The 21,387-nt window shown below is 64.7% G+C and carries 17 protein-coding genes; 11 read left to right on the forward strand and 6 right to left on the reverse strand.

Going from position 1 to position 21,387, the window contains the following annotated elements:
- The first annotated feature begins 88 nt into the window (after window positions 1-88).
- The 11 genes from QA645_RS30705 (at window position 89) to QA645_RS30755 (ending at window position 12,087) form a co-directional block, all read left to right on the forward strand.
- Window positions 89-1,069 carry an ABC transporter permease gene (locus tag QA645_RS30705; RefSeq protein WP_212297955.1) on the forward strand — a complete coding sequence of 327 codons (981 nt, stop codon included), beginning with the start codon at window positions 89-91 and terminating at the stop codon, window positions 1,067-1,069.
- A 1-nt stretch (window position 1,070) separates the two neighbouring features.
- A complete protein-coding gene (locus QA645_RS30710) occupies window positions 1,071-2,030 on the forward strand; it encodes an ABC transporter permease (RefSeq protein ID WP_254129972.1) in 960 nt (319 codons plus the stop codon).
- A gap of 13 nt (window positions 2,031-2,043) precedes the next feature.
- Complete coding sequence (locus tag QA645_RS30715) at window positions 2,044-3,030, forward strand: ABC transporter ATP-binding protein (RefSeq protein ID WP_283045063.1); 987 nt, start codon at window positions 2,044-2,046, stop codon at window positions 3,028-3,030.
- Window positions 3,027-4,016 carry an oligopeptide/dipeptide ABC transporter ATP-binding protein gene (locus QA645_RS30720; RefSeq protein ID WP_254129970.1) on the forward strand — a complete coding sequence of 330 codons (990 nt, stop codon included), beginning with the start codon at window positions 3,027-3,029 and terminating at the stop codon, window positions 4,014-4,016. The genes QA645_RS30715 and QA645_RS30720 overlap by 4 nt, the downstream gene beginning before the upstream one ends.
- An 82-nt stretch (window positions 4,017-4,098) precedes the next feature.
- A complete protein-coding gene (locus QA645_RS30725) occupies window positions 4,099-5,904 on the forward strand; it encodes a gamma-glutamyltransferase family protein (RefSeq protein ID WP_283045064.1) in 1,806 nt (601 codons plus the stop codon).
- Window positions 5,905-5,913: 9 nt separating this feature from the next.
- A complete protein-coding gene (locus tag QA645_RS30730; protein WP_283045065.1) occupies window positions 5,914-6,624 on the forward strand; it encodes a DUF1028 domain-containing protein in 711 nt (236 codons plus the stop codon).
- Entirely contained in the window at window positions 6,621-7,610 is a 990-nt protein-coding gene (locus QA645_RS30735) for an ABC transporter ATP-binding protein (RefSeq protein WP_254192634.1), read from the forward strand. The genes QA645_RS30730 and QA645_RS30735 overlap by 4 nt, the downstream gene beginning before the upstream one ends.
- A complete protein-coding gene (locus tag QA645_RS30740) occupies window positions 7,610-8,716 on the forward strand; it encodes a dipeptide ABC transporter ATP-binding protein (RefSeq protein ID WP_283045066.1) in 1,107 nt (368 codons plus the stop codon). Before QA645_RS30735 ends, QA645_RS30740 begins: the two co-directional genes overlap by 1 nt.
- Window positions 8,717-8,738: 22 nt before the next feature.
- Entirely contained in the window at window positions 8,739-10,247 is a 1,509-nt protein-coding gene (locus tag QA645_RS30745; protein WP_283045067.1) for an ABC transporter substrate-binding protein, read from the forward strand.
- A 10-nt stretch (window positions 10,248-10,257) separates the two neighbouring features.
- Window positions 10,258-11,199 (forward strand): ABC transporter permease, encoded by a 942-nt coding sequence (locus QA645_RS30750; RefSeq protein WP_254129964.1) that lies wholly within the window; start codon window positions 10,258-10,260, stop codon window positions 11,197-11,199.
- A 3-nt stretch (window positions 11,200-11,202) separates the two neighbouring features.
- Window positions 11,203-12,087 carry an ABC transporter permease gene (locus tag QA645_RS30755; protein WP_283045068.1) on the forward strand — a complete coding sequence of 295 codons (885 nt, stop codon included), beginning with the start codon at window positions 11,203-11,205 and terminating at the stop codon, window positions 12,085-12,087.
- On the opposite strand, the gene QA645_RS30760 is transcribed toward QA645_RS30755, so the two are convergent.
- The 6 genes from QA645_RS30760 to QA645_RS30785 form a co-directional block, all read right to left on the reverse strand.
- Window positions 12,084-12,830: a hypothetical protein gene (locus tag QA645_RS30760; protein ID WP_283045069.1), complete on the reverse strand. Its 747-nt coding sequence runs from the start codon at window positions 12,828-12,830 to the stop codon at window positions 12,084-12,086. The two genes, QA645_RS30755 and QA645_RS30760, sit on opposite strands and share 4 nt — an antisense overlap.
- Window positions 12,831-12,839: 9 nt before the next feature.
- Window positions 12,840-14,090 carry an adenylate/guanylate cyclase domain-containing protein gene (locus QA645_RS30765; RefSeq protein WP_283045070.1) on the reverse strand — a complete coding sequence of 417 codons (1,251 nt, stop codon included), beginning with the start codon at window positions 14,088-14,090 and terminating at the stop codon, window positions 12,840-12,842.
- Window positions 14,087-14,476, reverse strand: a complete 390-nt coding sequence (locus QA645_RS30770; protein WP_254129960.1) for a response regulator — start codon at window positions 14,474-14,476, stop codon at window positions 14,087-14,089. Before QA645_RS30770 ends, QA645_RS30765 begins: the two co-directional genes overlap by 4 nt.
- On the reverse strand, window positions 14,473-17,067 hold the full coding sequence (locus QA645_RS30775) for a cache domain-containing protein (protein ID WP_283045071.1): 2,595 nt from the start codon (window positions 17,065-17,067) through the stop codon (window positions 14,473-14,475). The genes QA645_RS30770 and QA645_RS30775 overlap by 4 nt, the downstream gene beginning before the upstream one ends.
- Before the next feature lie 54 nt (window positions 17,068-17,121).
- Window positions 17,122-18,105, reverse strand: a complete 984-nt coding sequence (locus tag QA645_RS30780; protein WP_283045072.1) for an ABC transporter substrate-binding protein — start codon at window positions 18,103-18,105, stop codon at window positions 17,122-17,124.
- A 122-nt stretch (window positions 18,106-18,227) separates the two neighbouring features.
- Window positions 18,228-21,323, reverse strand: coding sequence for a MexW/MexI family multidrug efflux RND transporter permease subunit (locus QA645_RS30785; RefSeq protein ID WP_283045073.1), 3,096 nt, complete (start codon window positions 21,321-21,323; stop codon window positions 18,228-18,230).
- Between the last annotated feature and the right edge of the window lie 64 nt (window positions 21,324-21,387).

A 21,387-nucleotide genomic window follows, 5' to 3' on the forward strand; every position in this document is an offset into this window, starting at 1 on the left:
GTGAAGTCCCGGAAGCTCTGGCTTCCGGGACTTGCTGTTTCGGGCTAACGCGATGATGCGTGCTGCTGAAAAAATGTGAAAGGAACAGATGCTCGCTTTCACACTGCGCCGAGCCATCCAGGCCATCGGTGTCATGATTGCCGTCGGAATCATCTCGTTCTCGATGTTTCGCTTCGCCGGCGATCCCGTGAACCAGATGGTCGGGATGGACACGTCCGGCGCCGAACGCGCCGCGATCCGCAAATCGCTCGGCCTCGACGATCCCGTGATCGTGCAGTTCGGCCGCTATATCGGCAACGCCGCGCAGTTCAAGTTCGGCGTCTCCTACCAGTTCCGTCTGCCTGTCACCAATCTGCTGATGGAGCGGATGCCCGCGACGCTGGAGCTTGCGATCTGCGCCACCATCTTCGCGATGATCTGTGGCATCCTGATGGGCGTCTATTCGGCGCTGCGCCGTGACAGCTGGCTCACGCACATATTCCAGGCCGTCTCCTTGATCGGCATCTCGCTGCCGACCTTCCTGATCGGCATTCTCATGATCTACCTGTTCTCGGTAACGCTCGGCTGGCTGCCCTCGTTCGGGCGGGGCGACGTCGTCCATATCGGCTGGTGGACGACGGGGCTCCTGACGCTGTCAGGCCTGAAAGCGCTGATCATGCCCTCGATCACGCTTGGCCTATTCCAGATGACCCTGATCATGCGGCTGGTGCGCGCGGAGATGCTCGAGGTCATGCGGACCGACTACATCCGCTTCGCCCGTGCCCGCGGGCTGACCACGCGGGCGATCCATTTCGGCCACGCGCTGCGCAACACGCTGGTTCCCGTCATCACCGTGGCCGGCCTGCAATTTGGCTCGGTCATTGCTTTCGCAATCATCACCGAGACCGTGTTCCAGTGGCCGGGCATGGGACTCCTGTTCGTGCAGGCCGTTCAGAACGTCGATATTCCGATCATGGCGGCCTATCTGATGATGGTGTCGCTGATCTTCGTCACCATCAATCTCGTGGTTGATATCCTCTACACCATCGTCGATCCGCGGCTGCGCTCGACGGTCAGCCGGGCGCACTGACATGAGCGAAGCCGTCGTTCCACACAGCACCGAGAAGCGCGCCGCCGCACCCGGCTGGTTCCGGCGCGCGCTCGACAGCGACCTGTTCTATTCGTTCCGCCGCTCCAGGATCACCATGATCGCCGCGGGGGTGACGCTGCTGTTCTTCCTGGTCGCGATCTTCGCCTCGGTGCTATCGGTCCAAAACCCGTTCGACCCGGCGCAGCTCCAGCTGATGAATTCGCGCATCTCGCCGCTCTGGACCGCCGACGGCCAGAGCCCGTTCCTGCTCGGCACCGACGAGCAGGGCCGCGACGTGCTGTCCGCGATCCTCTACGGCCTGCGCATCTCGCTGCTCGTCGGCGTGCTCGGCGTGGTCCTCTCCGGCGCAATCGGCATCCTGCTCGGGCTGACGGCCGGCTATTTCGGCGGCGCCGTCGATGGGCTGATCATGCGCATCGCCGACGTGCAGCTTTCCTTTCCGGCCATCCTGATCGCGCTCCTGATCAACGGCATCGCCAAGTCGGTCTTCGGCAACAAGCTCGACGAGATGAGCATGCTGGCGGTCCTGGTGTTCGCGATCGGGCTGAGCTTTTGGGTGCAGTACGCCCGCACGGTGCGTGGCTCGGTGCTGGTCGAGAAGAACAAGGATTATGTCGCGGCCGCGCAATTGATCGGGCTGCCCGCCCCCGTGATCATGCTGCGCCACGTGCTGCCGAACACCACCGGACCGATCCTCGTGATCGCCACCATCAACCTCGCACTCGCCATCATCACAGAGGCAACGCTGTCGTTCCTCGGCTCGGGCATGCCCGAGACCATGCCGTCGCTCGGTACGCTGATCCGCATCGGCAACGGATATCTGTTCGCAGGCGAATGGTGGATCGTCGCCTTCCCGGGAATCGCACTCGCGGCCCTGATCCTGTCGATCAACCTGCTTGGCGACTGGCTGCGCGACGCGCTCAACCCGAAACTCCGATGAGTGTGCAGCGTTCATGACCGAACCCGTTCTCTCCGTCCGTAATCTCCAGGTCGAGTTCGCCTCCCGCCGCGGCACGCTGCGCGCGATCGACGGTGTTTCCTTCGACATCGCCAAGGGCGAAGTGCTCGGCGTGGTCGGCGAATCCGGCGCCGGCAAATCCGTCACCGGGCTTTCGGTGATCGGCCTGATCGATCCGCCCGGCCGCATCGCCGGTGGCGAGATCCACCTCGCGGGCCTGCGCATCGACAATATGCCGCCGGAGGAGATGCGCCGTATCAGGGGAAAGCGCATCGGCATGATCTTCCAGGATCCGCTCACCTCGCTCAATCCGCTGTACAAGGTCGGCGACCAGATCGTGGAAACCATCCGGACCCACCTCAATCTGTCCGAACAGGCGGCCCGCCGCCGTGCCATCGACCTCCTCGCCGAGGTCGGCATTCCCGCCCCGGAAAAGCGCATCGACGGCTACCCTCATGAATTCTCCGGCGGCATGCGCCAGCGCGTGGTGATTGCGCTGGCGATCTGCGCCGAGCCGGAGCTGATCATCGCGGACGAGCCGACCACCGCGCTCGACGTCTCCGTGCAGGCGCAGATCATCTCGTTGATCAAGCGGCTCGGTCGCGACCACGGCACCGCCGTGATGCTGGTCACCCACGACATGGGCGTAATCGCCGAGACCTCGGACCGCGTCGCCGTGATGTATGCCGGCCGCGTCGCCGAGATCGGCCCGGTGCAGGACGTCGTGAGGAATCCGCTGCATCCCTATGCCAAGGGTCTGATGGGCGCGATCCCGACGCTTGCCGGCGACGACAAACGTCTGGTGCAGATTCCAGGCTCGATGCCGCGCCTGTCGGCGATCCCGCGCGGCTGCTCGTTCAACCCGCGCTGCGCGTCCGCCTTCGATCGCTGCCGGGTGGAGCGGCCGGAGCCGCTCTCGCGCGGCACGCAGTCGGTTGCCTGCCATCTCTATGACAACGCGCCGGCGGAGACCGCGGCATGAGCGCCCCCTTCGTCCAGGCCACAAACCTCCGCCGCGTCTTCGACGTCTCGAAGCCCTGGCTCAACCGCTTGCTGGAAGGCGGACATCTCGAATATCTCAAGGCGGTCGATCACGTCACCTTCGACATCAAGAAGGGCGAGACCTTTGCGCTGGTCGGCGAATCCGGCTCGGGCAAGACCACGGTGGCGCGGATGGTGGTCGGCCTGCTGCCGCCGAGCGCGGGCGACGTCCTGATCGACGGCGTCTCGATGACCAATCCGCGGCAAGCGCAGGCACGCCGAAAGCTGCGCCGCCGCATCCAGATGATCTTTCAGGATCCTTATGCGAGTCTCAACCCGCACTTCCGCGTCGATGCCATCATCTCCGAGCCGATCCGCGCCTTCGACCTGATTCAGGGCGAACGCGACATCCAGGCGCGCGTCGGCGAGCTGCTCAGCCTCGTCGGCCTGCATCCCGACGACCGCCTGAAATTTCCGCATGAGTTCTCCGGCGGTCAGCGCCAGCGCATCGCAATCGCGCGGGCGCTCGCCTCCGACGCCGAATTCATCGTCTGCGACGAGCCGACCTCGGCCCTCGACGTGTCCGTGCAGGCGCAAATCCTGAACCTGATGCGCGACCTGCAGGACAAGTTCGGCCTGACCTATCTGTTCATCAGCCATAACCTCGCCGTGGTCCGCCACATGGCGAGCCGGGTCGGCGTGATGTATCTCGGCCGGATCGTCGAGATCGCGGAGGGGCGCGAGCTGTTCGCCCGGCCCCGCATGCCCTACACCAAGATGCTGCTGGGCGCCGTGCCTGATCTCGCGATGTCCGGTCGCCAGCGGATTCCGGTGAAGGGCGAGATCCCGAACCCGATCAATCCGCCGTCCGGCTGTGCCTTCAATCCGCGCTGCCCGCTGGCGTACGACCTCTGCCGCAAGGAGGCCCCGGAACTGATCGACGGTGTCGCCTGTCACGCGGTCAACACCGCGCCGGTCCCGGCATAACGCGCGCGTGCCATGCGGCCTGTGCATTTGGCATCCCAGCGTCGGATGTGATCAATTGCGCGCGCCGCAAATGAGGTAGCCCATGGCCAGCAACGTCAATCCCGATCCGTTCACGACGCGCCCAGAAATCGAAGGCACGTTCGGTGTCGTCGCGACCACGCACTGGATCGCAACCGCTGTCGGCATGGCTATTCTCGAAAAGGGTGGTAATGCCTTCGACGCCGGTGTCGCCACCGCGTTCACGCTGCAGGTCGTCGAGCCGCATCTGAACGGCCCCGGCGGAGACGTACCTGTTATCGTCCATGACGTGAAGCGCGGCCGCACCGAGGTGATCTGCGGCCAGGGCCCGGCGCCGGCACGCGCCACCATCGCGCATTACAAGAGCGAGGGCCTCGACATGGTCCCCGGCACCGGCCTGCTCGCGGCCTGCGTTCCCGGCACCTTCGAATCCTGGATGATGCTGCTGCGCGACTACGGCACGATGCGCGTGCGCGATGTGCTGGAGCCTGCGATCTCCTACGCCCGCGACGGCTATCCGCTGGTCGAGCGCGCCTGCGCCACGATCCAGACCGTCGAGCAATTGTTCCGCAAGCACTGGCCGACTTCGGCCGCGGTCTATCTGCCGAACGGCGAAGTGCCGAAGCCCGGCACGATCTTCACCAACAAAACGCTCGCCGCGACCTACACCCGGATCTTGAACGAAGCCGAAAGCGGCGGCGGTGGCCGCGACGCCGAGATCGAGCGCGCGCGCAAGGCCTGGTCTCAGGGCTTCGTCGCGGAAGCCATCGACAAGTTCTGCCGGACGCAGGAGGTGATGGACGTCAGCGGCTCGCCGCATCGCGGCGTGCTCTCCGCCGACGACATGGCACGCTGGCAGCCGACGATCGAGGCCCCCCTCACCTACGATTACGGCCGTTACACCGTCTGCAAGGCCGGCGTCTGGAGCCAGGGTCCGGTAACGCTACAACAGCTCGCGCTGTTGAAGGGCTTTGCGCTCGACGGCCTCGATCCGACCGGGCCGGAGTTCATCCATCTCCAGATCGAATGCGCAAAACTCGCCTTCGCGGATCGCGAAAAATTCTACGGCGATCCCAAGTTCAGCGAGATCCCGATCGCGACGCTACTGTCGGATGCCTACAACGATCAACGCCGCAAGCTCGTCACAGACAAGGCGTCGCTCGATTTCGTCCCCGGCACGGTCGAAGGCTTCGGCGGCGTTGTCAAGCTGCGCCGCGCCGAGGGACAGCGCGAGGCGGTCGGCGCGCTCGGCGCCGGCGAGCCGACGGTAGGACGCTTCGGAGAGGTGCGCGGCGACACCGTGCATTTCGACATCATCGACAAGGCCGGCAACATGGTGTCCTCGACGCCATCGGGCGGCTGGCTGCAATCCTCGCCGATCATTCCGGAGCTCGGCTTCTGCCTCGGCAGTCGCGCCCAGATGTTCTGGCTGGAGGAAAACCACCCTGGCTCGCTCGCGCCGGGCAAGCGGCCGCGCACGACGCTGTCGCCGACCATGGCGCTACGCGATGGCGAGCCGTACCTTGCCTGGGGTTCGCCCGGCGGCGACCAGCAGGATCAGTGGATCACACAGTTCTTCCTGCGCCACGTCCATTGCAACCTCAATCTCCAGGAGGCGATCGACGCGCCCGCCTGGCACTCCGAGCATTTCCCGATCTCGTTCTGGCCGCGCACCGCGCGTCCCGGTGTGCTCGTGGTCGAAAACCGCGTGCCCAAGGCGACGATCGACAACCTGCGCGAGCGTGGGCATATCGTCGAGGTCGGTCCCGACTGGTCCGAGGGCCGGCTCACCGCAGCCTCGCGCGTCGGTGTACGTCGACGCGCTGCCGCCAATCCGCGCGGCATGCAGGGCTACGCCGCGGGACGCTGAAGGCAGCACATGACCTGGTCGATCATTGCGCGAGATTCTGCCACCGGCCAGTTCGGCATTGCGGTCGCGACCCGCTTCTTCGCCGTCGGGGCACGCGTGCCCTACATCGCGGCGGGACTTGGCGCCATTGCAACCCAAGCTTTCGTCAATCCCTATTACGGGATCGACGGCGTCAAGCTGCTGCGCGAGGGTCTCAACGCTCATGACGTGCTCGCCGCCCTGCTCGCGACCGACGATGGCCGCGAGAGCCGCCAGATCCACATCATGGATGCAAGTGGCGCGATCGCCGCGCATACCGGGCGCGATTGCGTCGACTGGTGCGGGAACATCGCAGGAAGCGGCTTTTCGATCGCGGGCAACATGCTCGCCGGCGCCGACGTGCTTGCCGAGACGGCGAAGACCTACATCGCCAATGACAGCCTGCCGTTCCCGCGCCGGCTGCTCGCGGCGATGCGCGCCGGCGAAGCCGCCGGCGGCGACAAGCGCGGCAAGCAGTCCGCAGCACTGCTGATCCACGGCGAGGAGGAATGGCCCGCGCTCGACATCCGCGCCGACGATCATGCCGACCCGCTCGGCGAGCTCGAGCGGCTCGAACGGGTCAGCCACGAACTCTGGGTCCACTTCCGCCCGTCCATGCCGACCCGGCGGAACCCGGCCGGCAATACCGATCGCCGCGTCATCGACGCCAGCATCGCCGCGGCACGGGCAAGACAGACATGAGCGCAAGCCCTCTCATCGAGATCAGGGACCTGCGCATCCGCTTTCACGGTGACGACGGCCGCGTCACCCACGCGGTCGACAGCGTCGATCTCAGCGTCGCCAATGGTGCAACGCTCGGCCTCGTCGGTGAATCCGGCTGCGGCAAGAGCGTGACCTCACTGGCGATCATGGGCCTGCTGCCGAAACAGACGACGGAGATATCGGGCGCGATCCGCTTCGACGGTTTCGATCTGCTGAAGACCACGGACCAGAGGCTGCGCGATCTGCGCGGCAACCGGCTCGCGATGATTTTCCAGGAACCGATGACCTCGCTCAACCCGAGCTTCACCATCGGCGACCAGATCATCGAGACCATTTTGCGCCATCGCGGCGGTTCGCGCCGCGGCGCGCGGGACCGCGCGATCGAGCTGTTGCGCCGCGTGCACATCCCTTCGCCCGAGCGTCGGATCGACGAATATCCGCACAAGCTCTCCGGCGGCATGCGCCAGCGCGTCATGATCGCGATGGCGCTCGCCTGCGATCCGCAGCTCCTGATCGCCGACGAGCCCACCACTGCGCTCGACGTCACTCTGCAGGCCCAGATCCTGGAACTGATGCGCGAGCTGAAGGCCGCGAGCGGCGCCGCGATCATCCTGATCACCCACGATCTCGGCGTCGTCGCCGAAGTCTGCGACGAAGTCGCGGTGATGTATGCCGGCGAGATCGTCGAGCGCGCGCCGGTCGACGAATTGTTCTCCGCGCCGCAGCATCCCTACACGGTCGGACTGCTCGGCTCCATCCCGCGCCTGGACCATCGCGCCGAACAGCTTGCCACGATCGAAGGCATGGTGCCGAACATGGCACAGCCACCCGCGGGCTGCCGTTTTGCCGCGCGTTGCCCGTTCGTGCTGGACGCCTGCACGAGGGCGCCGCCGCCGCTGGTGGAAGTCAGCCCCGGCCATCTCTCGCGCTGCATCCGTGCGCCGCTCGAACTGTTGGTGTCGTGATGGCGCTCCTCGAGGTCAACGGCCTGGTCAAGCATTTCGTCGCCCAGCGGTCGCTGTTCGGCCGGGCGCTGGCCCATGTCAAAGCGGTCGATGGGGTCAGCTTCACGCTCGAAGCCGGCAAGACCCTCGCTTTGGTCGGTGAATCCGGTTGCGGCAAATCCACCGTCAGCCGCCTGGTGCTGCGGCTGATCGAGCCCGATGCGGGCAGCGTGCGGTTCGACGGTCGCGACCTGCTCTCGCTCGATGCCGATGCGCTCCGCAAATTCCGCCGCGAAGCGCAGATCATCTTTCAGGACCCCTACGCCTCGCTCAACCCGCGCATGACGGTCGGCCAGATCCTGACTGAGCCGCTCGTGCTGCACGATCTCGTGCCGCCAGAGCAACGGCGCGAGCGTGTCGCGGAAATCTTGCGGCTCGTGGGGCTCGAGCCGCGGCTGGCCCGGCGCTATCCGCACGAATTCTCCGGCGGCCAACGCCAGCGCATCGCCATCGCCCGCGCGCTCGCGGTCGAGCCGAAGCTGATCATCTGCGACGAGCCGGTCTCGGCGCTCGACGTCTCGATCCGCTCGCAGATCTTGAACCTGCTGCGCGAGCTGCAGGACCGGCTTGGTCTGGCCTATATCTTCGTTTCGCATGATCTCGCGGTGGTCAAGCACATCGCCGACCGCGTCGCGGTGATGAATCTCGGCGGCATCGTCGAAGAGGCCGATGCGGACGCGTTGTTCGCCGAGCCACGCCATCCGTACAGCCGCGCCCTGTTGTCCGCGATCCCGCTGCCGCAACCTCGCGCGAGGCGGGCCAAGGTCGTGCTGCAAGGCGAGATCCCGAGCGCGCTCAATCCGCCGGCCGGCTGTCGCTTCCACACCCGCTGCCCCTTCGTGATCGACCGCTGCCGTACCGAAGCGCCGGCGCTGGTGGCCGACGAGGCAGGCCACGCCACCGCCTGCCATCGCGCCAGCGAGCTGCCTCCGGCCGACAGCATCCTGCCCACCGTGGGCGGATTCACGCCGGAACTGGCAAAATTAGTCGCAGCCTTCAGCCGAAAGACGGAAGGCGCAAGCCCGGTCGGGGTTGGTATACAGAGTGCAAGGCCTACAACGCCGTAGCCGAAGCAATGGGGACTGTCCGATGAAGATGTTTCGCCTGGCCGCAACCGCGGCTGCGTTCCTGCTGTCGCTTGGGGCCGCCCAGGCGCAGACCACGTTGCGCATCGGCCTTGCCGAGGACCCCGACATCCTCGATCCCTCGATGGCGCGCACCTATGTCGGCCGCATCGTGTTCGCGGCATTCTGCGACAAGCTGTTCGACATCGACGAGAAGCTCAACATTGTGCCCCAGCTCGCGCTGTCGAGCGAGACCGCCGACGACGGCAAGGCGCTCGTCATCAAGCTGCGTCCCGGCGTGAAATTCCACGACGGCGAGCCGTTCGACGCGGAGGCCGCCAAATTCTCGCTGGAGCGCCATCTGACCCTCCCCGGCTCGTTCCGCAAGCCGGAGCTCGCCTCGGTCGACCACATCGATGTCGTCGATCCCCTCACCGTCAAGCTGGTGCTGAAATCACCGTTCTCGCCGCTGCTAGCCCAGCTCACGGATCGCGCCGGCATGATGATGTCGCCGAAGGCGGCAAAGGCAGCCGGTGACAAGTTCGGCCTGCACCCGGTCTGCGCCGGCCCCTACAAATTCGTCGAGCGCGTGCAGCAGGACCGCATCGTGTTCGAGAAGTTCGCGGACTATTGGAATAAGGACAAAATCTTCATCGACAAAATCGTGTTCCAGCCCATCGTCGACGCCACCGTGCGGCTGGCGAATTTGAAATCCGGCGGCCTCGATCTGATCGAGCGCGTGCTCGCCACCGACCTCAAGGAAGTGCGAGCCGATTCACGGCTGAAGGTCGCCACCGCCATCGAGCTCGGCTATCAGGGCATCACGCTCAACATCGGCAAGGACAAGGCCAAGGGACCGCTGAGCCAGTCCGCCAAGGTGCGGCAGGCCCTCGACCTTGCCATCGACCGCGAGGCGATCAACCAGGTCGTCTTCAACGGCGAGTTCCAGATCGGCAATCAGTGGGTCAATCCCGATCATCCCTATTACCAAAAGAGCTTGCCGGTCCGCCCCCGCAATTTGGAGAAGGCCAAGGCGCTCTTGAAGGAAGCCGGCGTGACGCCGCCGGTCAGCGTCGACTTCCTGGTGCCGAAGGGCGCGGAGACGGAGACACCGGCGCAGGTCATCCAGTCGATGGCCGCGGAAGCCGGCTTCGACATGAAGATCCGTGTCACCGAATTCGCAACCGGGCTCAAGCAGGCCGAATCCGGCGATTACCAGGCCTTCATGCTCGCCTGGAGCGGCCGCGTCGATCCTGACGGCAACACCTTCGTCTTCCTGCACAGCGGAGCGCCGCAGAACTACGGCGACTGGAACAATCCGCAGGCCGACAAGGCACTGGAAGACGCACGGCTCGTGACCGACCTCGACAAGCGCAAGGCGAGCTATGAAGTGCTGGCCAAGCTGGCCCAGGACGAGGAGCCGATCCTCTACCTCTACCACCGCCGCATCATCATTGCGCACACCACCAAGCTCGAGGGCTACAAGCAGATGCCCGACGGCCTCGTGCGCGTCGTCGGCCTCAAGCTGAAGTGACGCGGCAGCGATGCTGAACTTCCTCGCCCGCCGGCTTGCGCAGATCGTACCGACATTGTTCTTCGTGTCGGTGCTGATCTTCTCGCTGCAGCAATTGCTGCCGGGCGATCCCGCACTGGTGATGGCGGGCGAAGAGCGCGATCCGGCCGTGATCGAGCAGATCCGCCACCAATACCGGCTCGATCAGCCGGTCCCCGTGCAGTACGCCTACTGGATGAAGGGCGTGCTATCAGGCGATTTCGGCGAATCCCTGCGCAACAAGATGCCGGTGCGCGAGCTGATTGCGCAAAAGCTGCCGGTGACGCTGCAGCTCGGCTCGATGGCGATCATCATCGCCTTCCTGATCGGCATTCCCGCCGGGATCGTCGCCGCCGTGAAGAAGGGAACGGCCTGGGATTACGGCGCCAATTTCTTCGCGCTATGGGGCATCTCGACGCCGAACTTCTGGCTCGGCATCATGCTGATCTTCCTGTTCTCGATCGAGCTCGGCTGGCTGCCGGCCTCGGGCTATGTGCCGCTGACCGAGAACTGGCGCGCGAGCCTGGCTGCCACCATCATGCCCGCCTTCGTGCTCGGCAACGCGATTGCCGCGGTCCTGATGCGCCATACCCGCAGCGCCATGCTCCAGGTGCTGGAAAGCGATTACGTCCGTACCGCGCGCGCGAAGGGTCTCTCCGAGCGGTCCGTGATCCTGAAACATGCCATGCGCAACGCGCTGACACCGATCATCACGCTCGGCGCGCTCGAGCTCGGCACGCTGCTGTCCGGCGCCGTGCTGACCGAACAGATCTTCTCCATTCCCGGCTTCGGCAAGCTGATCGTGGACGCGGTGTTCAACCGCGACTATGCCGTCGTGCAGGGCGTGGTGCTGGTGACCGCCACGGTCTACATCACGCTCAATCTGGTTGCCGATGTCGCCTATATCCTCGTCAATCCGCGGCTGAGGGGCTAGGCCATGACCGACGCCGCCCTGTCCGGCCCCCTTGCGCATGCCGACGAGCTGGACAGCCCGGCACGCCGCGCACGGCGCCGCCTGTTCAAGCGCAAGGCGGCGGTCGCGGGCCTCGTGGTCCTCGTCATCTTCATCCTGCTCGCGTTGCTGGCGCCTCTGATCGTGCCCTACGATCCCATCGCGACGAGCTGGAGCCTGGTGCGCAAGCCGCCCACGATGGCGCACTGGTTCGGCACCGACGAGCTCGGCCGCGATATCCTTAGCCGCGTTGTCTACGGCGCGCGCGCCTCGCTGCTGGCCGGCCTGATCTCGGTCGCGATCGCGCTCGGCATCGGCGTGCCGCTTGGCCTCGTCGCCGGCTATCGCGGTGGCTTCGTCGATGCGCTGATCAGCCGGATCACCGACGCGATGCTGGCCTGTCCGTTCCTGATCCTGGCGATTGCGCTGGCGGCGTTCCTCGGTCCGAGCCTTGGCAACGCCATGATCGCGATCGGCATCTCGGCGACACCCATCTTTGTCCGCCTGACCCGCGGCCAGGTGCTGAGCGTCAAGGCCGAGGACTATGTCGAAGCGGCGCGTGCACTCGGCAACCCGTCCTGGCGCATCGCCGTCTCGCACATCCTGCCGAACATCCTGCCCGCACTGCTGGTTCAGGCGACGCTCTCGATCGCGGCCGCGATCATCGCCGAAGCGGCGCTGTCGTTCCTCGGCCTTGGCCAGCAGCCGCCGGCGCCATCCTGGGGCAGCATGCTCAACGCGGCACAACGCTTCCTGACCCAGGCGCCCTGGATGGCGATCTGGCCGGGGCTGGCGATCTTCCTCGTGGTGCTGTCGTTGAACCTGCTTGGCGACGGCCTGCGTGACGCGCTCGATCCGCGCCAGCGCTAAATGACGGTCTCGCGCATCACGCGGCGGCAATCCATCTCGTATTCGAGATCGACCACCGGCGGCCGCGCGAAATGCCAGGTGAGGCCCGAGCGCAACGCGCCACGCCGAACCAGTTCGTCGACCAGCGCGTGATGGAAGTCGTGCACGGAATAGGCCTGCACGCCGGTGGTGTCCTTCCAGCCGAATCCGAACGCTGTCATCCGGTTCTCCATCTGGGACGTCGTGGTGAACCGGACCTTCTCGCGCAAACCCTCCGGACTGAGGTCGCGGTAGCGGACCGTGCGCTCGACATAGGTGCCGCTGCCCTCGCGCGCCTCGGCGCCGCCGGCAATGACGAAGGACGGCGCCTTGGAGTTTGTCGGGCGCGTGAAGGAGAACGCGTAGAACGACGGCTCGACCGGAGGATCGAGTTCCGGACAGACGTTGCTGCGCGCCACCGGATTGGTGGTGCCGTCGAAGATGCCCCACTCCGAGAGCGTCTTGACGTAATGCAGGTTGAACGCGCGAAACCCCTCCTCGCTGAAGGCAGCCGGCGAGCGCAGCTCGCAGGCACAGAAGGCCGTCAACGGCCGCCCCGCCTCCTGAATGAACTTTGCCGCAAGCGCAAACCCCTCGGCCAGGGGCACGAGGCGATCGAACCGGACGCGCTCGATCTCATAGCCATCGTCGGCGGCCGCACCAGCCGAATACTGGAACACGGAGGGAATGAACCGATAGTTGCCGGCGGAGAATTCACGAATCATGACGGACTCCTAATCCAATTGAATGCGGACGCCCTTGCCGCCGTTGAGCAGGCGCCTCAGGTGAAATCCGGCGAGAGGATCATCGGCGTGCGCGCCGACCAGCGCGGCAAAGGCCGGCATGGCCGTGGCGTCACCGGCTTCCATCCTGGCAAAGGCCTCGGAATACTGGGCCGTCCCGGGCGCCTCGAACCTTTCCCGCTGCAGTGGCTCAAACGCGCGCAGCGGCTCGCTGCGCCCGCGCAGCATCAGATCGCCGACGGGACGCCCCTGAAAATTCTCGGCTGCCTCTGCGACACTGGAGCTGACACAGATGCGGGTACCAAGCTGCTTGTTCGCAGCTTCCAGCCGCGCCGCAATGTTGATCGTGTCCCCATATGCGGTGTAATCGAAGAAGCGATTGCCGCCGAAATTGCCGACCAGCGCGGAGCCGGCGTGAATGCCGATGCGGGTGATACCGAAGTTCACGCCCTTTGCGCCCTGCCGTGCGCAAAAGTCCTGCGCCCAGGCATCGAGATCATGGGCGCAGGCAACGGCACGCGTCGCGAAGTCCGGCTGATCGCCGGGCGCATTGAACAGCACCTGGATCGCGTCGCCGATGATTTTTGCGACCGTCCCGTCATGCGAGAAGACCACCTCGGTCATCCCGCCGACATACTCGTTGAGGAGCGCGCCCAACGTCTCGGGCGGCGCGGTCTCGACCAGCGAGGTGAAGCCGGTGATATCGGTGAAAATGGTCGCGACATCGCGCCACTGCACCGCGATCCCCTCACCCTCGCCGCCGGCCGCTAGACGCTTGGCAAGCTCCGGCGAGAAATGGCGCGACAATGCGGCATGAGCCCGCTCGGCCTCCGCCTGGCGGCGCCTCACCTCGCGCAACATCTCGATGTGACGCAGGGTCTTGTCGATCGTGGTCTCGAGGTCGGCGAAGTCGATCGGCTTGGTCAGGAAATCGAACGCGCCACGATTCATCGCGGTGCGGATGTTGCTCATGTCGCCGTAGGCCGACACGATGATGGTCGACTTCTTCTCCTCGGCTTCCTGCAGCTTCTGCAGCAGCGACAGCCCGTCCATCCTGGGCATGTTGATGTCGGAGACCACCATATCGACTTGGGGATTCTGCTCGAGCGACTCCAGCGCCTCCAGGCCGTCGCGCGCGAACATGATGGCGACAACCCCGTCGCGAATCTTCCTGCGGAATTTTTGCAGGATCAGCGCCTCGAGGTCGGGCTCGTCGTCGACGAAGAGGATGGTCGGAGTCATGCCGCCTGCTCGAGCCTCGTGTCGATCTGCTGCCGCAGCAACGCAAAATCGATCGGCTTGGTGAGGAGCCCGGTGGCGCCGCGCTCGATCGCCTTGCGGCGCGTCTCGGCATCGCCGTACGCCGTGATCATGATGACCGGAACATTCGGATGCTCGGCGCGCACTTTGGGCAGCATGTCGAGCCCGCTCATGCCGGGCATGTTGATATCGGACAGGATCAGGATCAACGAGGGGTCGCGAACCTCGGCCGCGAGCTTCAGCGCATCGGGCGCCGAGGGCGCGAATTCCATCTGGAAACGGCCGGCGCGCAGGTCGCGCCGGAATTGCTGCCGGAACAGCGCCTCGACATCGGGCTCGTCATCGACGACCAGGATGTAAACGTTCACGTCTTGCCTCCGGAAGTACTGCCTGCCGACATGACGCGTGGCAGGGTGATGATGAATTCGGTGAATACACCGGGCTCGGTGGTCACGTCGATCGTGCCGCCGTGCTGTTTCACGACGATGTCATGGCTCATGGACAGACCAAGCCCGGTGCCCTCACCGGCCGGCTTGGTGGTGAAGAAGGGATTGAACATTTTCTCCTTCACGTCCTGCGGAATGCCCGTGCCGTTGTCGCGGATCCGGATCTCGACCTTGCCGCCGAGATTCTTCGTCGCGGCGCTCAGCGTCGGCTCGAATCCATCGGCACTGCCTTCCTTGCGCTTGGTCGCGGCATAGAAGCCGTTCGAGATCAGATTGAGGAAGACGCGGGTGATTTCCTGCGGATAGACGTCAACCATCCCGGCGGTCGGATCGAGGTCACGCTGGAGCGTCACGTTGAACGACGGCCGTTCGGCGCGCGCGCCGTGATAGGCGAGATTGAGGCTCTCCTCCACGATCGTATTGATGTCGGCGAGGCGATGCTCGCCGGAGCCCTCGCGCGAGTGCAGCAGCATATTCCTGACGATGGAATCGGCGCGCTTGCCGTGCTGCACCACTTTCTCGAGATTTCCCCGCAGCATGCCGGTCAGCTCGTCCACCTCGTCCTTTGTTTTGCCGTCGAGCGACGCTGTTTGCAGGACCTCGTTGAGCTCGTCGATCAGCTCGGTCGAGATCGACGAGAAATTGTTGACGAAGTTGAGCGGGTTCTTGATCTCGTGGGCGATGCCGGCCGTGAGCTGGCCAAGCGACGCGAGCTTCTCGGTCTGGATCAGCCGGCCTTGAGCTGCGCGCAACTCATCGAGGGATTGCGAGAGCTCCATCGTGCGCTTGCGCAACTCGTTCAGCAGCCGCGCATTCTCGATGGCGATGACGGCTTGCTTCGTGAAATTCTCGACGACGGAGATCTGCTTGTCGGTGAACGGACGGACTTCCTTGCGATAGACCGCGATTGTGCCGATCAGCTCGCTCTCCTTCAGCATCGGCACGACGACGATCGTGCGGGCACCGGCCACATCGGAGATTCCGCGGATGCTGGGTCCTCCGGCAATATAGGCAGGCGTGCTTTGGACATCGTGAACGTGGACGACCTGATGTGTCCTGACAACGGTCGCGAGCGCACTCTCCGGATGAGGACGGATCGCCACATCCCGTCGCGAAGCGGCGAACGCAGGCGGCACGTTGTAGTCAGCCGCGATGGTGAAGCCTTCGCCGTCCCACAGATTCATGATCCCGAAACTCGCGCCACAGACGCGCGTGGCATTCTCGAGCAATTTGTCGAACACCGGCCCGAGTTCGCCGGGAGACGAACTGATCACCTGCAGGACTTCCGAAGTCGCCGTCTGCTGCTCCAGCGACTCCCTCAATTCAGCCGTTCGGACCTCGACCTTCTTTTCCAAATCCGCATAGGATTCCTGCAACCGTTCGCCCATGTGATTGAACTGGTCGGCGAGTTCCTCGAGCTCGTCGCCGGTCTTGATCGAGATCCGCTGGGCGAAGTCGCCGCCGCCGATCCGTTCGGCGCCGCTGCGCAGCGCCTGGATCGGCCCGACCATGCGGCGCGCGAGGAATATTCCAGCGAGCACCGCGAAGATCGAGGCCGCGAGCAGCACGATTGCCAGCCGTTCCAGCGAGGCATAGAGCGTCGCATAGGCTTCCTCGACCGGCAGCTCGACGAACATGGTCCAGCCGAGCGGGGCGATCGGCGCTGACGCCGTCAGAACCTTCTGCCCCTGGATGTTGGTCGCTTCCTGCAAGGCGTCCGGCATGACGCCGCCGCCGGCGAGCGCAGCGCGCACCTGCGCCAGCCCCGACAGGTCGGTGTTGCGCAGAACGAGGCTGATATCGGGATGCGCGATCAGTCGCCCCTCCGGGCCGACCACATAGGCATGTCCGTGCTCGCCGACCTTGATCTGGGACACGACATCCCAGATCAGCTTGAGATTGACCTCTGCAATGCTGACGCCCGCATCCTTGCGGGCACCGGCCTGCGCCAGCGTCATGTAGGGCTCTGACTCCCGGCGGAAATAGACCGGCCCGTAATAGACCTTGTGTGCGACGGCTTCGGTGAACTTCGGGTCGTTCGACAGGTCGATGCCGCTGTCGATCGCGTCCATCGCCAGCCGCGAAACCCGCAACCGCTCCCTGCCGGACGCGTCGACCTGGGCGAGTTCGGTGATCGCCGGCACCTGACGCAGCAGCCGCAGCGCGTCGAACCGGCGCGGCTCGATCGAGCCCGCCGACCATGGCAGTTGCGTGGTCCAGCCGAGCTGGCTCTCGATCTCCTTGACGAACTGGCTGATCTTGGCGGCTGCCGCCTCGGCCTGCTCGTGCTGGACCCGGATCAGCGAGGCCTTGTGCTCCCGATAATAGAAGAAGACCTCGAACAGGCCATTGGCCAGCAGGGCGACGGCGACCACGACCACAAACAACGCGACATATTTGGTGAACAGCCGGGTCCTGATCCCCCGTCCCGCCTCGCCGGAGGCGACGCCGTCCGCAGCCGCGCGCGGCAGCGGCCTGGTTTGTGGGGTATCGGGATGGACCGAAATGCTCATTGCCCCAAGCCTAGCAAGAAGGCCGGACCTTGTCTCTCGCTGCAGCGCACAAGGTTACTCGATCACCTCATCGGCAAGTGCCAGCATGGTCGGGGGAATTTCAAGTCCGGTCGCCCTCGCCGTCTTGAGATTGAGCACCAGGGGATAGCGGGTCGGCAGCTCGAACGGCAGGTCGCCGGGATTTGCCCCGTTGAAAATCCGAGCGACCAGCGCGGCCGCGCGCTCGAAAGATTCCGACGAATCCGCACCATAGGACATCAGACCACCGTCGCGGGCGAATTCGTCGAATTCGTAGATCGCCGGCAGCTTCCGGACGGCGGCGAACTCGAACACGCGCTCGCGATTGAGAATGGTCAGCGCGTCCGCCACCATCAGAATGCCATCGGGCGGATCGCTGTTCATCGCCGAAAAGGCTTCGTCGAAATCGTCGGGCTCGCGCACGCCGAGCGCTTGCACGGTTAGCCCAAGTGCCTGGGCCGCTTTCGCGGACGCCTGATAGCGCATGGTCATGCCGAGGTCGTCCTTGTTCCAGAGCATCGCGACCTTGGTCAGCTTCGGCGACACCTCCTTGAGCAACGACAGCCGCTTGGCGCCGAGTGTCGCCGCGACGTCCGAAATGCCGGTGATCTTGCCGCCCGGATGCGCGAGGCTCTCGATCAGCCTGGTCTCGACGGGATCACCGACGCCACTGGCCGCGACCGTCGCGATGCCGGCCGCTTTGGCGGCCATTGCCGTCGGGTAGCCGATGATCACGATGACATCGACGTTCTTGGCCTGCAGCTCTGCGATCAGCGCGGGCAGCATCGTGACGTCGCCAAGCGCGCCCCGCGCTTCAAAGGTCAAATTCTGACCGAGCTTGAACCCGCGCTCCTCGAGCACCTTGATCAGGATCTTGCCGCCCCGGCTCTCCGCCGTAACCGGCGCGATCGGCGTCACCGTGCCAAGGCGAAAAATGCGGCCCGGCGTATCCGCCAGTGCCATGCCCGACCGCGCAAGTGCCGTCCCGCCGAGCACCGCCAGAAATTCGCGTCTTTTCATCCGACGACCTGCCCAGACGCCCACTCCGGGCGCTCCAGCCATCATATTACCGGATATCGCGCGACAAAAAAAAGCGGCAACAGCGATGGCTGTTGCCGCTTCGCACGCAAATCGGGCTTGGGTCAGGTCGGCCGCAGCGCCTTGGCCCCGACGTCGAGTTCATTGACCTGCTTGTTACGCTCGGAATCGGCCGCAGCGCGATGGTCGGTCGCCAGCACGACGTAGACCGCCGGCAGCACGAACAGGGTGAACAGCGTGCCGATCGACATGCCCGCGACGACCACGAGGCCGATCGAGAAGCGGCTGGCCGCGCCGGCGCCGGTTGCCGTCAGCAGCGGGATCAGGCCCGTGACCATCGCGGCCGTCGTCATCAGGATCGGCCGCAGGCGGATACGGGCCGACATTTCGATGGCCGAGCGGCGGTCGAGCCGCTCGTTGACCTGGAGCTCGTTGGCGAACTCCACCATCAGGATGCCGTGCTTGGTGATCAGGCCAACCAGGGTGAGCAGGCCGACCTGGGTATAGATGTTCATAGTCGCCACACCGAAGAACAGCGGGATCAGCGCTCCCACGATCGCCATCGGCACCGAGATCATGATCACCAGCGGATCACGCAAGCTCTCGAACTGCGCGGCCAGCACCAGGAAGATGATGACCAGCGCGAAACCGAAGGTGATCGCGAGCTGATTGCCCTCCTGAACATACTGCCGGCTATCCGCGAGATAATCGTGGCTGAAGCCCTGCGGCAGCTTCTTGGCCTCGCCCTCGAGGAAGTCGACCGCAGCGCCGACGGTCACGCCGGGCATCGGCACAGCCGAGAACGTCGCCGAGTTGAGCTGATTGTAGTGCGTCAGCGAGTTCGGGTCGGTCTTGGTCTTGATCGAAACCACGGTGGACAGCGGAAGCTGCTGTCCGGTGGTGGTGGTCACATAGTAGCCGCCGAGCGATTCCGGCGAGAGGCGATCGCTACGCGGCACCTGCGGGATCACCTGATAGGACCGGCCCTCGAGATTGAAGCGGTTGATGTAGTTGCCGCCGAGCAGAACCGCGAGCGTAGAGCCGAGGTTCTGCATGTTGACGCCGAGATCCTGCGCCTTGGTGCGGTCGATCGTGACCTCCACGTTCGGCTGGTTGTAGGCGAGGTCGCTGTCGGAGACGATGAACATGCCGCTCTTGCGGGCAGCGTCCTTCAGCTTCTCCATCTGCTCAAAGACGGTCTGGTAGCCCGCGGTGGAGTTGATGACCATCTGCACCGGCAGACCGCCCGGACCACCCGGCAGCGGCGGCAGGTTGAACGCGAAGGCCTGCACGCCCTCGATCTTGGAGAGCTCGGCCTGCACCAGCGGCTTCAGCGCGATAGACGAACGCTTGCGCTCGTCCCACGGCTTCAGGAGCATGCCGGCGATCCCGCCCTGCGGACCGTTGATGCCGTTCAGCACGAAACGCAGATCAGTCTCGGGGAATTTCTGGAACTCCTTGTCGAGCTTGTCGCCGTAGAAATCGACATAGTCGATGTTGGCGTATTTCGGCGCCTTGGTCACCGCGAACACGATGCCCTGATCTTCCTCGGGCGCCAGCTCCTTCGAGGTGTGCATATAGAGGAAGCCGACGAGCCCGAGGATCGTGATCGCGAACAGGCCGGTGATCGCCTTGTAGTCGAGCGAGCGGTCGAGCCTGCGGCCGTACCAGCGCGTCAGCGCGCCGAACACCTTGTTGACGAGCTTGGCGAAACGGCCCTCCTCGGTGTTCTTGAGCAGCACCGAGCACATCATCGGCGACAGCGTCAGCGCGATCACGCCCGACACGATCACCGAGCCGGCGAGCGTGAAGGCGAATTCGCGGAACAGCGAACCGGTGAGGCCACCGAGGAAGCCGATCGGGGCATACACCGCCGCGAGCGTGATGGTCATCGAGACGACGGGGCCGACGATTTCGCGCGCACCTTCGAGCGAAGCCTGGACAGGCGTCTTGCCCTCCTCCAGATGGCGATGGATGTTCTCCACCACCACGATGGCGTCGTCGACCACAAGGCCGATCGCAAGCACCATCGCGAGCAGGGTCAGCAGGTTGAAGCTGAAGCCCAGCGCCAACATCAGCGTGCAGACGCCGATCATGGACAGCGGGATGGTGACGACCGGAATGATGACGGAGCGGAACGACGCCAGGAACAGGAAGATCACCACGATCACGATGATGATCGCTTCGCCGAGCGTCTTCTCCACCTCGTCGATCGACGATTGGATGAACTTGGTCGAGTCGTAGGCGACCTTCATCTTCATCGAGGGCGGCAGATTGCGCTCGAGCTCCGGGAACAGCGCGCGCACGCCCTTGACCAGCGTCAGCGGATTGCCTTGCGGCGTCGCGTTCACGCCGATGAAGATCGCATGCTCGCCATTGAAGGCGACGCTCGCGTCGGTGCTCTGCGCCGCGAGTTCGACCGTGGCGATATCCTCCATCCGGACGAAGCCACCGTCCTTGGCCTTGACGATCATCTTCCTGAACTGGTTGACGTCGGTCAGGCTGGTGTTCGTCGAGATGTTGGAAACGATGAGATAGCCCTTGGTCTGTCCCGCCGCCGACTGGAAGTTATTGGCCGTGATCGCGGTCGCGACATCGCCCGGCGATACGTTGCGGCCGGCCATCTTCACGGGGTCAAGCCACAGCCGCATGGCAAAGGTCTGGCCACCCAGAATGTCGGCCGAGGCCACGCCATCGACGGTCGACAGCACCGGCTGCACCACGCGCGTCAGATAATCGGAGATGGCCGAGCCCGATAGCTCCTCGGAGGAGAAGCCAAGATACATCACGGCCGTGGTCTGGCCGGTTGTCTTGGTGACGATTGGGTCGTTCGATTCCTTCGGGATCAGGTACTTGACCGAGTTCGTCTTCGCGAGCACCTCGGTGAGCGCCTGGTTCGGATCGAAGTTCAGCTTGATGTAGACCTGAATCGTCGAGGTGCCGAGCACCGAGGACGAGGTCATGTAATCAACGCCTTCAGCCGAGGCGACCGCCTGCTCGATCGGCGTCGTGATGAAGCCCTGGATCAGGTCCGCGGACGCGCCGGGATAAACGGTCGTGATGTTGATGACCGTGTTCGAAAGCTTCGGATACTGCCGGATCGGCAGCACCATCGCCGCGCGCAGACCGATCAGCAGGATCAGCAGGCTGACGACGACCGACAGAACCGGGCGCTTGATGAAAATATCAGTAAAGGCCATCGCGGCGATCTCGATTTCTAAGTCTCAAGAAACGTGATCCGGCCAGGCCGGATCACGCGAGTGT

The organism is Bradyrhizobium sp. CIAT3101 (genome assembly GCF_029714945.1).
Lineage (GTDB): Bacteria > Pseudomonadota > Alphaproteobacteria > Rhizobiales > Xanthobacteraceae > Bradyrhizobium.

Coding starts and splice junctions, on each gene's coding strand:
- QA645_RS30705 (WP_212297955.1), top strand. CDS start 89: ATGCTCGCTTTCACACTGCGCCGAGCCATCCAGGCCATCGGTGTCATG.
- QA645_RS30710 (WP_254129972.1), top strand. CDS start 1,071: ATGAGCGAAGCCGTCGTTCCACACAGCACCGAGAAGCGCGCCGCCGCA.
- QA645_RS30715 (WP_283045063.1), top strand. CDS start 2,044: ATGACCGAACCCGTTCTCTCCGTCCGTAATCTCCAGGTCGAGTTCGCC.
- QA645_RS30720 (WP_254129970.1), top strand. CDS start 3,027: ATGAGCGCCCCCTTCGTCCAGGCCACAAACCTCCGCCGCGTCTTCGAC.
- QA645_RS30725 (WP_283045064.1), top strand. CDS start 4,099: ATGGCCAGCAACGTCAATCCCGATCCGTTCACGACGCGCCCAGAAATC.
- QA645_RS30730 (WP_283045065.1), top strand. CDS start 5,914: ATGACCTGGTCGATCATTGCGCGAGATTCTGCCACCGGCCAGTTCGGC.
- QA645_RS30735 (WP_254192634.1), top strand. CDS start 6,621: ATGAGCGCAAGCCCTCTCATCGAGATCAGGGACCTGCGCATCCGCTTT.
- QA645_RS30740 (WP_283045066.1), top strand. CDS start 7,610: ATGGCGCTCCTCGAGGTCAACGGCCTGGTCAAGCATTTCGTCGCCCAG.
- QA645_RS30745 (WP_283045067.1), top strand. CDS start 8,739: ATGAAGATGTTTCGCCTGGCCGCAACCGCGGCTGCGTTCCTGCTGTCG.
- QA645_RS30750 (WP_254129964.1), top strand. CDS start 10,258: ATGCTGAACTTCCTCGCCCGCCGGCTTGCGCAGATCGTACCGACATTG.
- QA645_RS30755 (WP_283045068.1), top strand. CDS start 11,203: ATGACCGACGCCGCCCTGTCCGGCCCCCTTGCGCATGCCGACGAGCTG.
- QA645_RS30760 (WP_283045069.1), bottom strand. CDS start 12,830: ATGATTCGTGAATTCTCCGCCGGCAACTATCGGTTCATTCCCTCCGTG.
- QA645_RS30765 (WP_283045070.1), bottom strand. CDS start 14,090: ATGACTCCGACCATCCTCTTCGTCGACGACGAGCCCGACCTCGAGGCG.
- QA645_RS30775 (WP_283045071.1), bottom strand. CDS start 17,067: ATGAGCATTTCGGTCCATCCCGATACCCCACAAACCAGGCCGCTGCCG.
- QA645_RS30780 (WP_283045072.1), bottom strand. CDS start 18,105: ATGAAAAGACGCGAATTTCTGGCGGTGCTCGGCGGGACGGCACTTGCG.
- QA645_RS30785 (WP_283045073.1), bottom strand. CDS start 21,323: ATGGCCTTTACTGATATTTTCATCAAGCGCCCGGTTCTGTCGGTCGTC.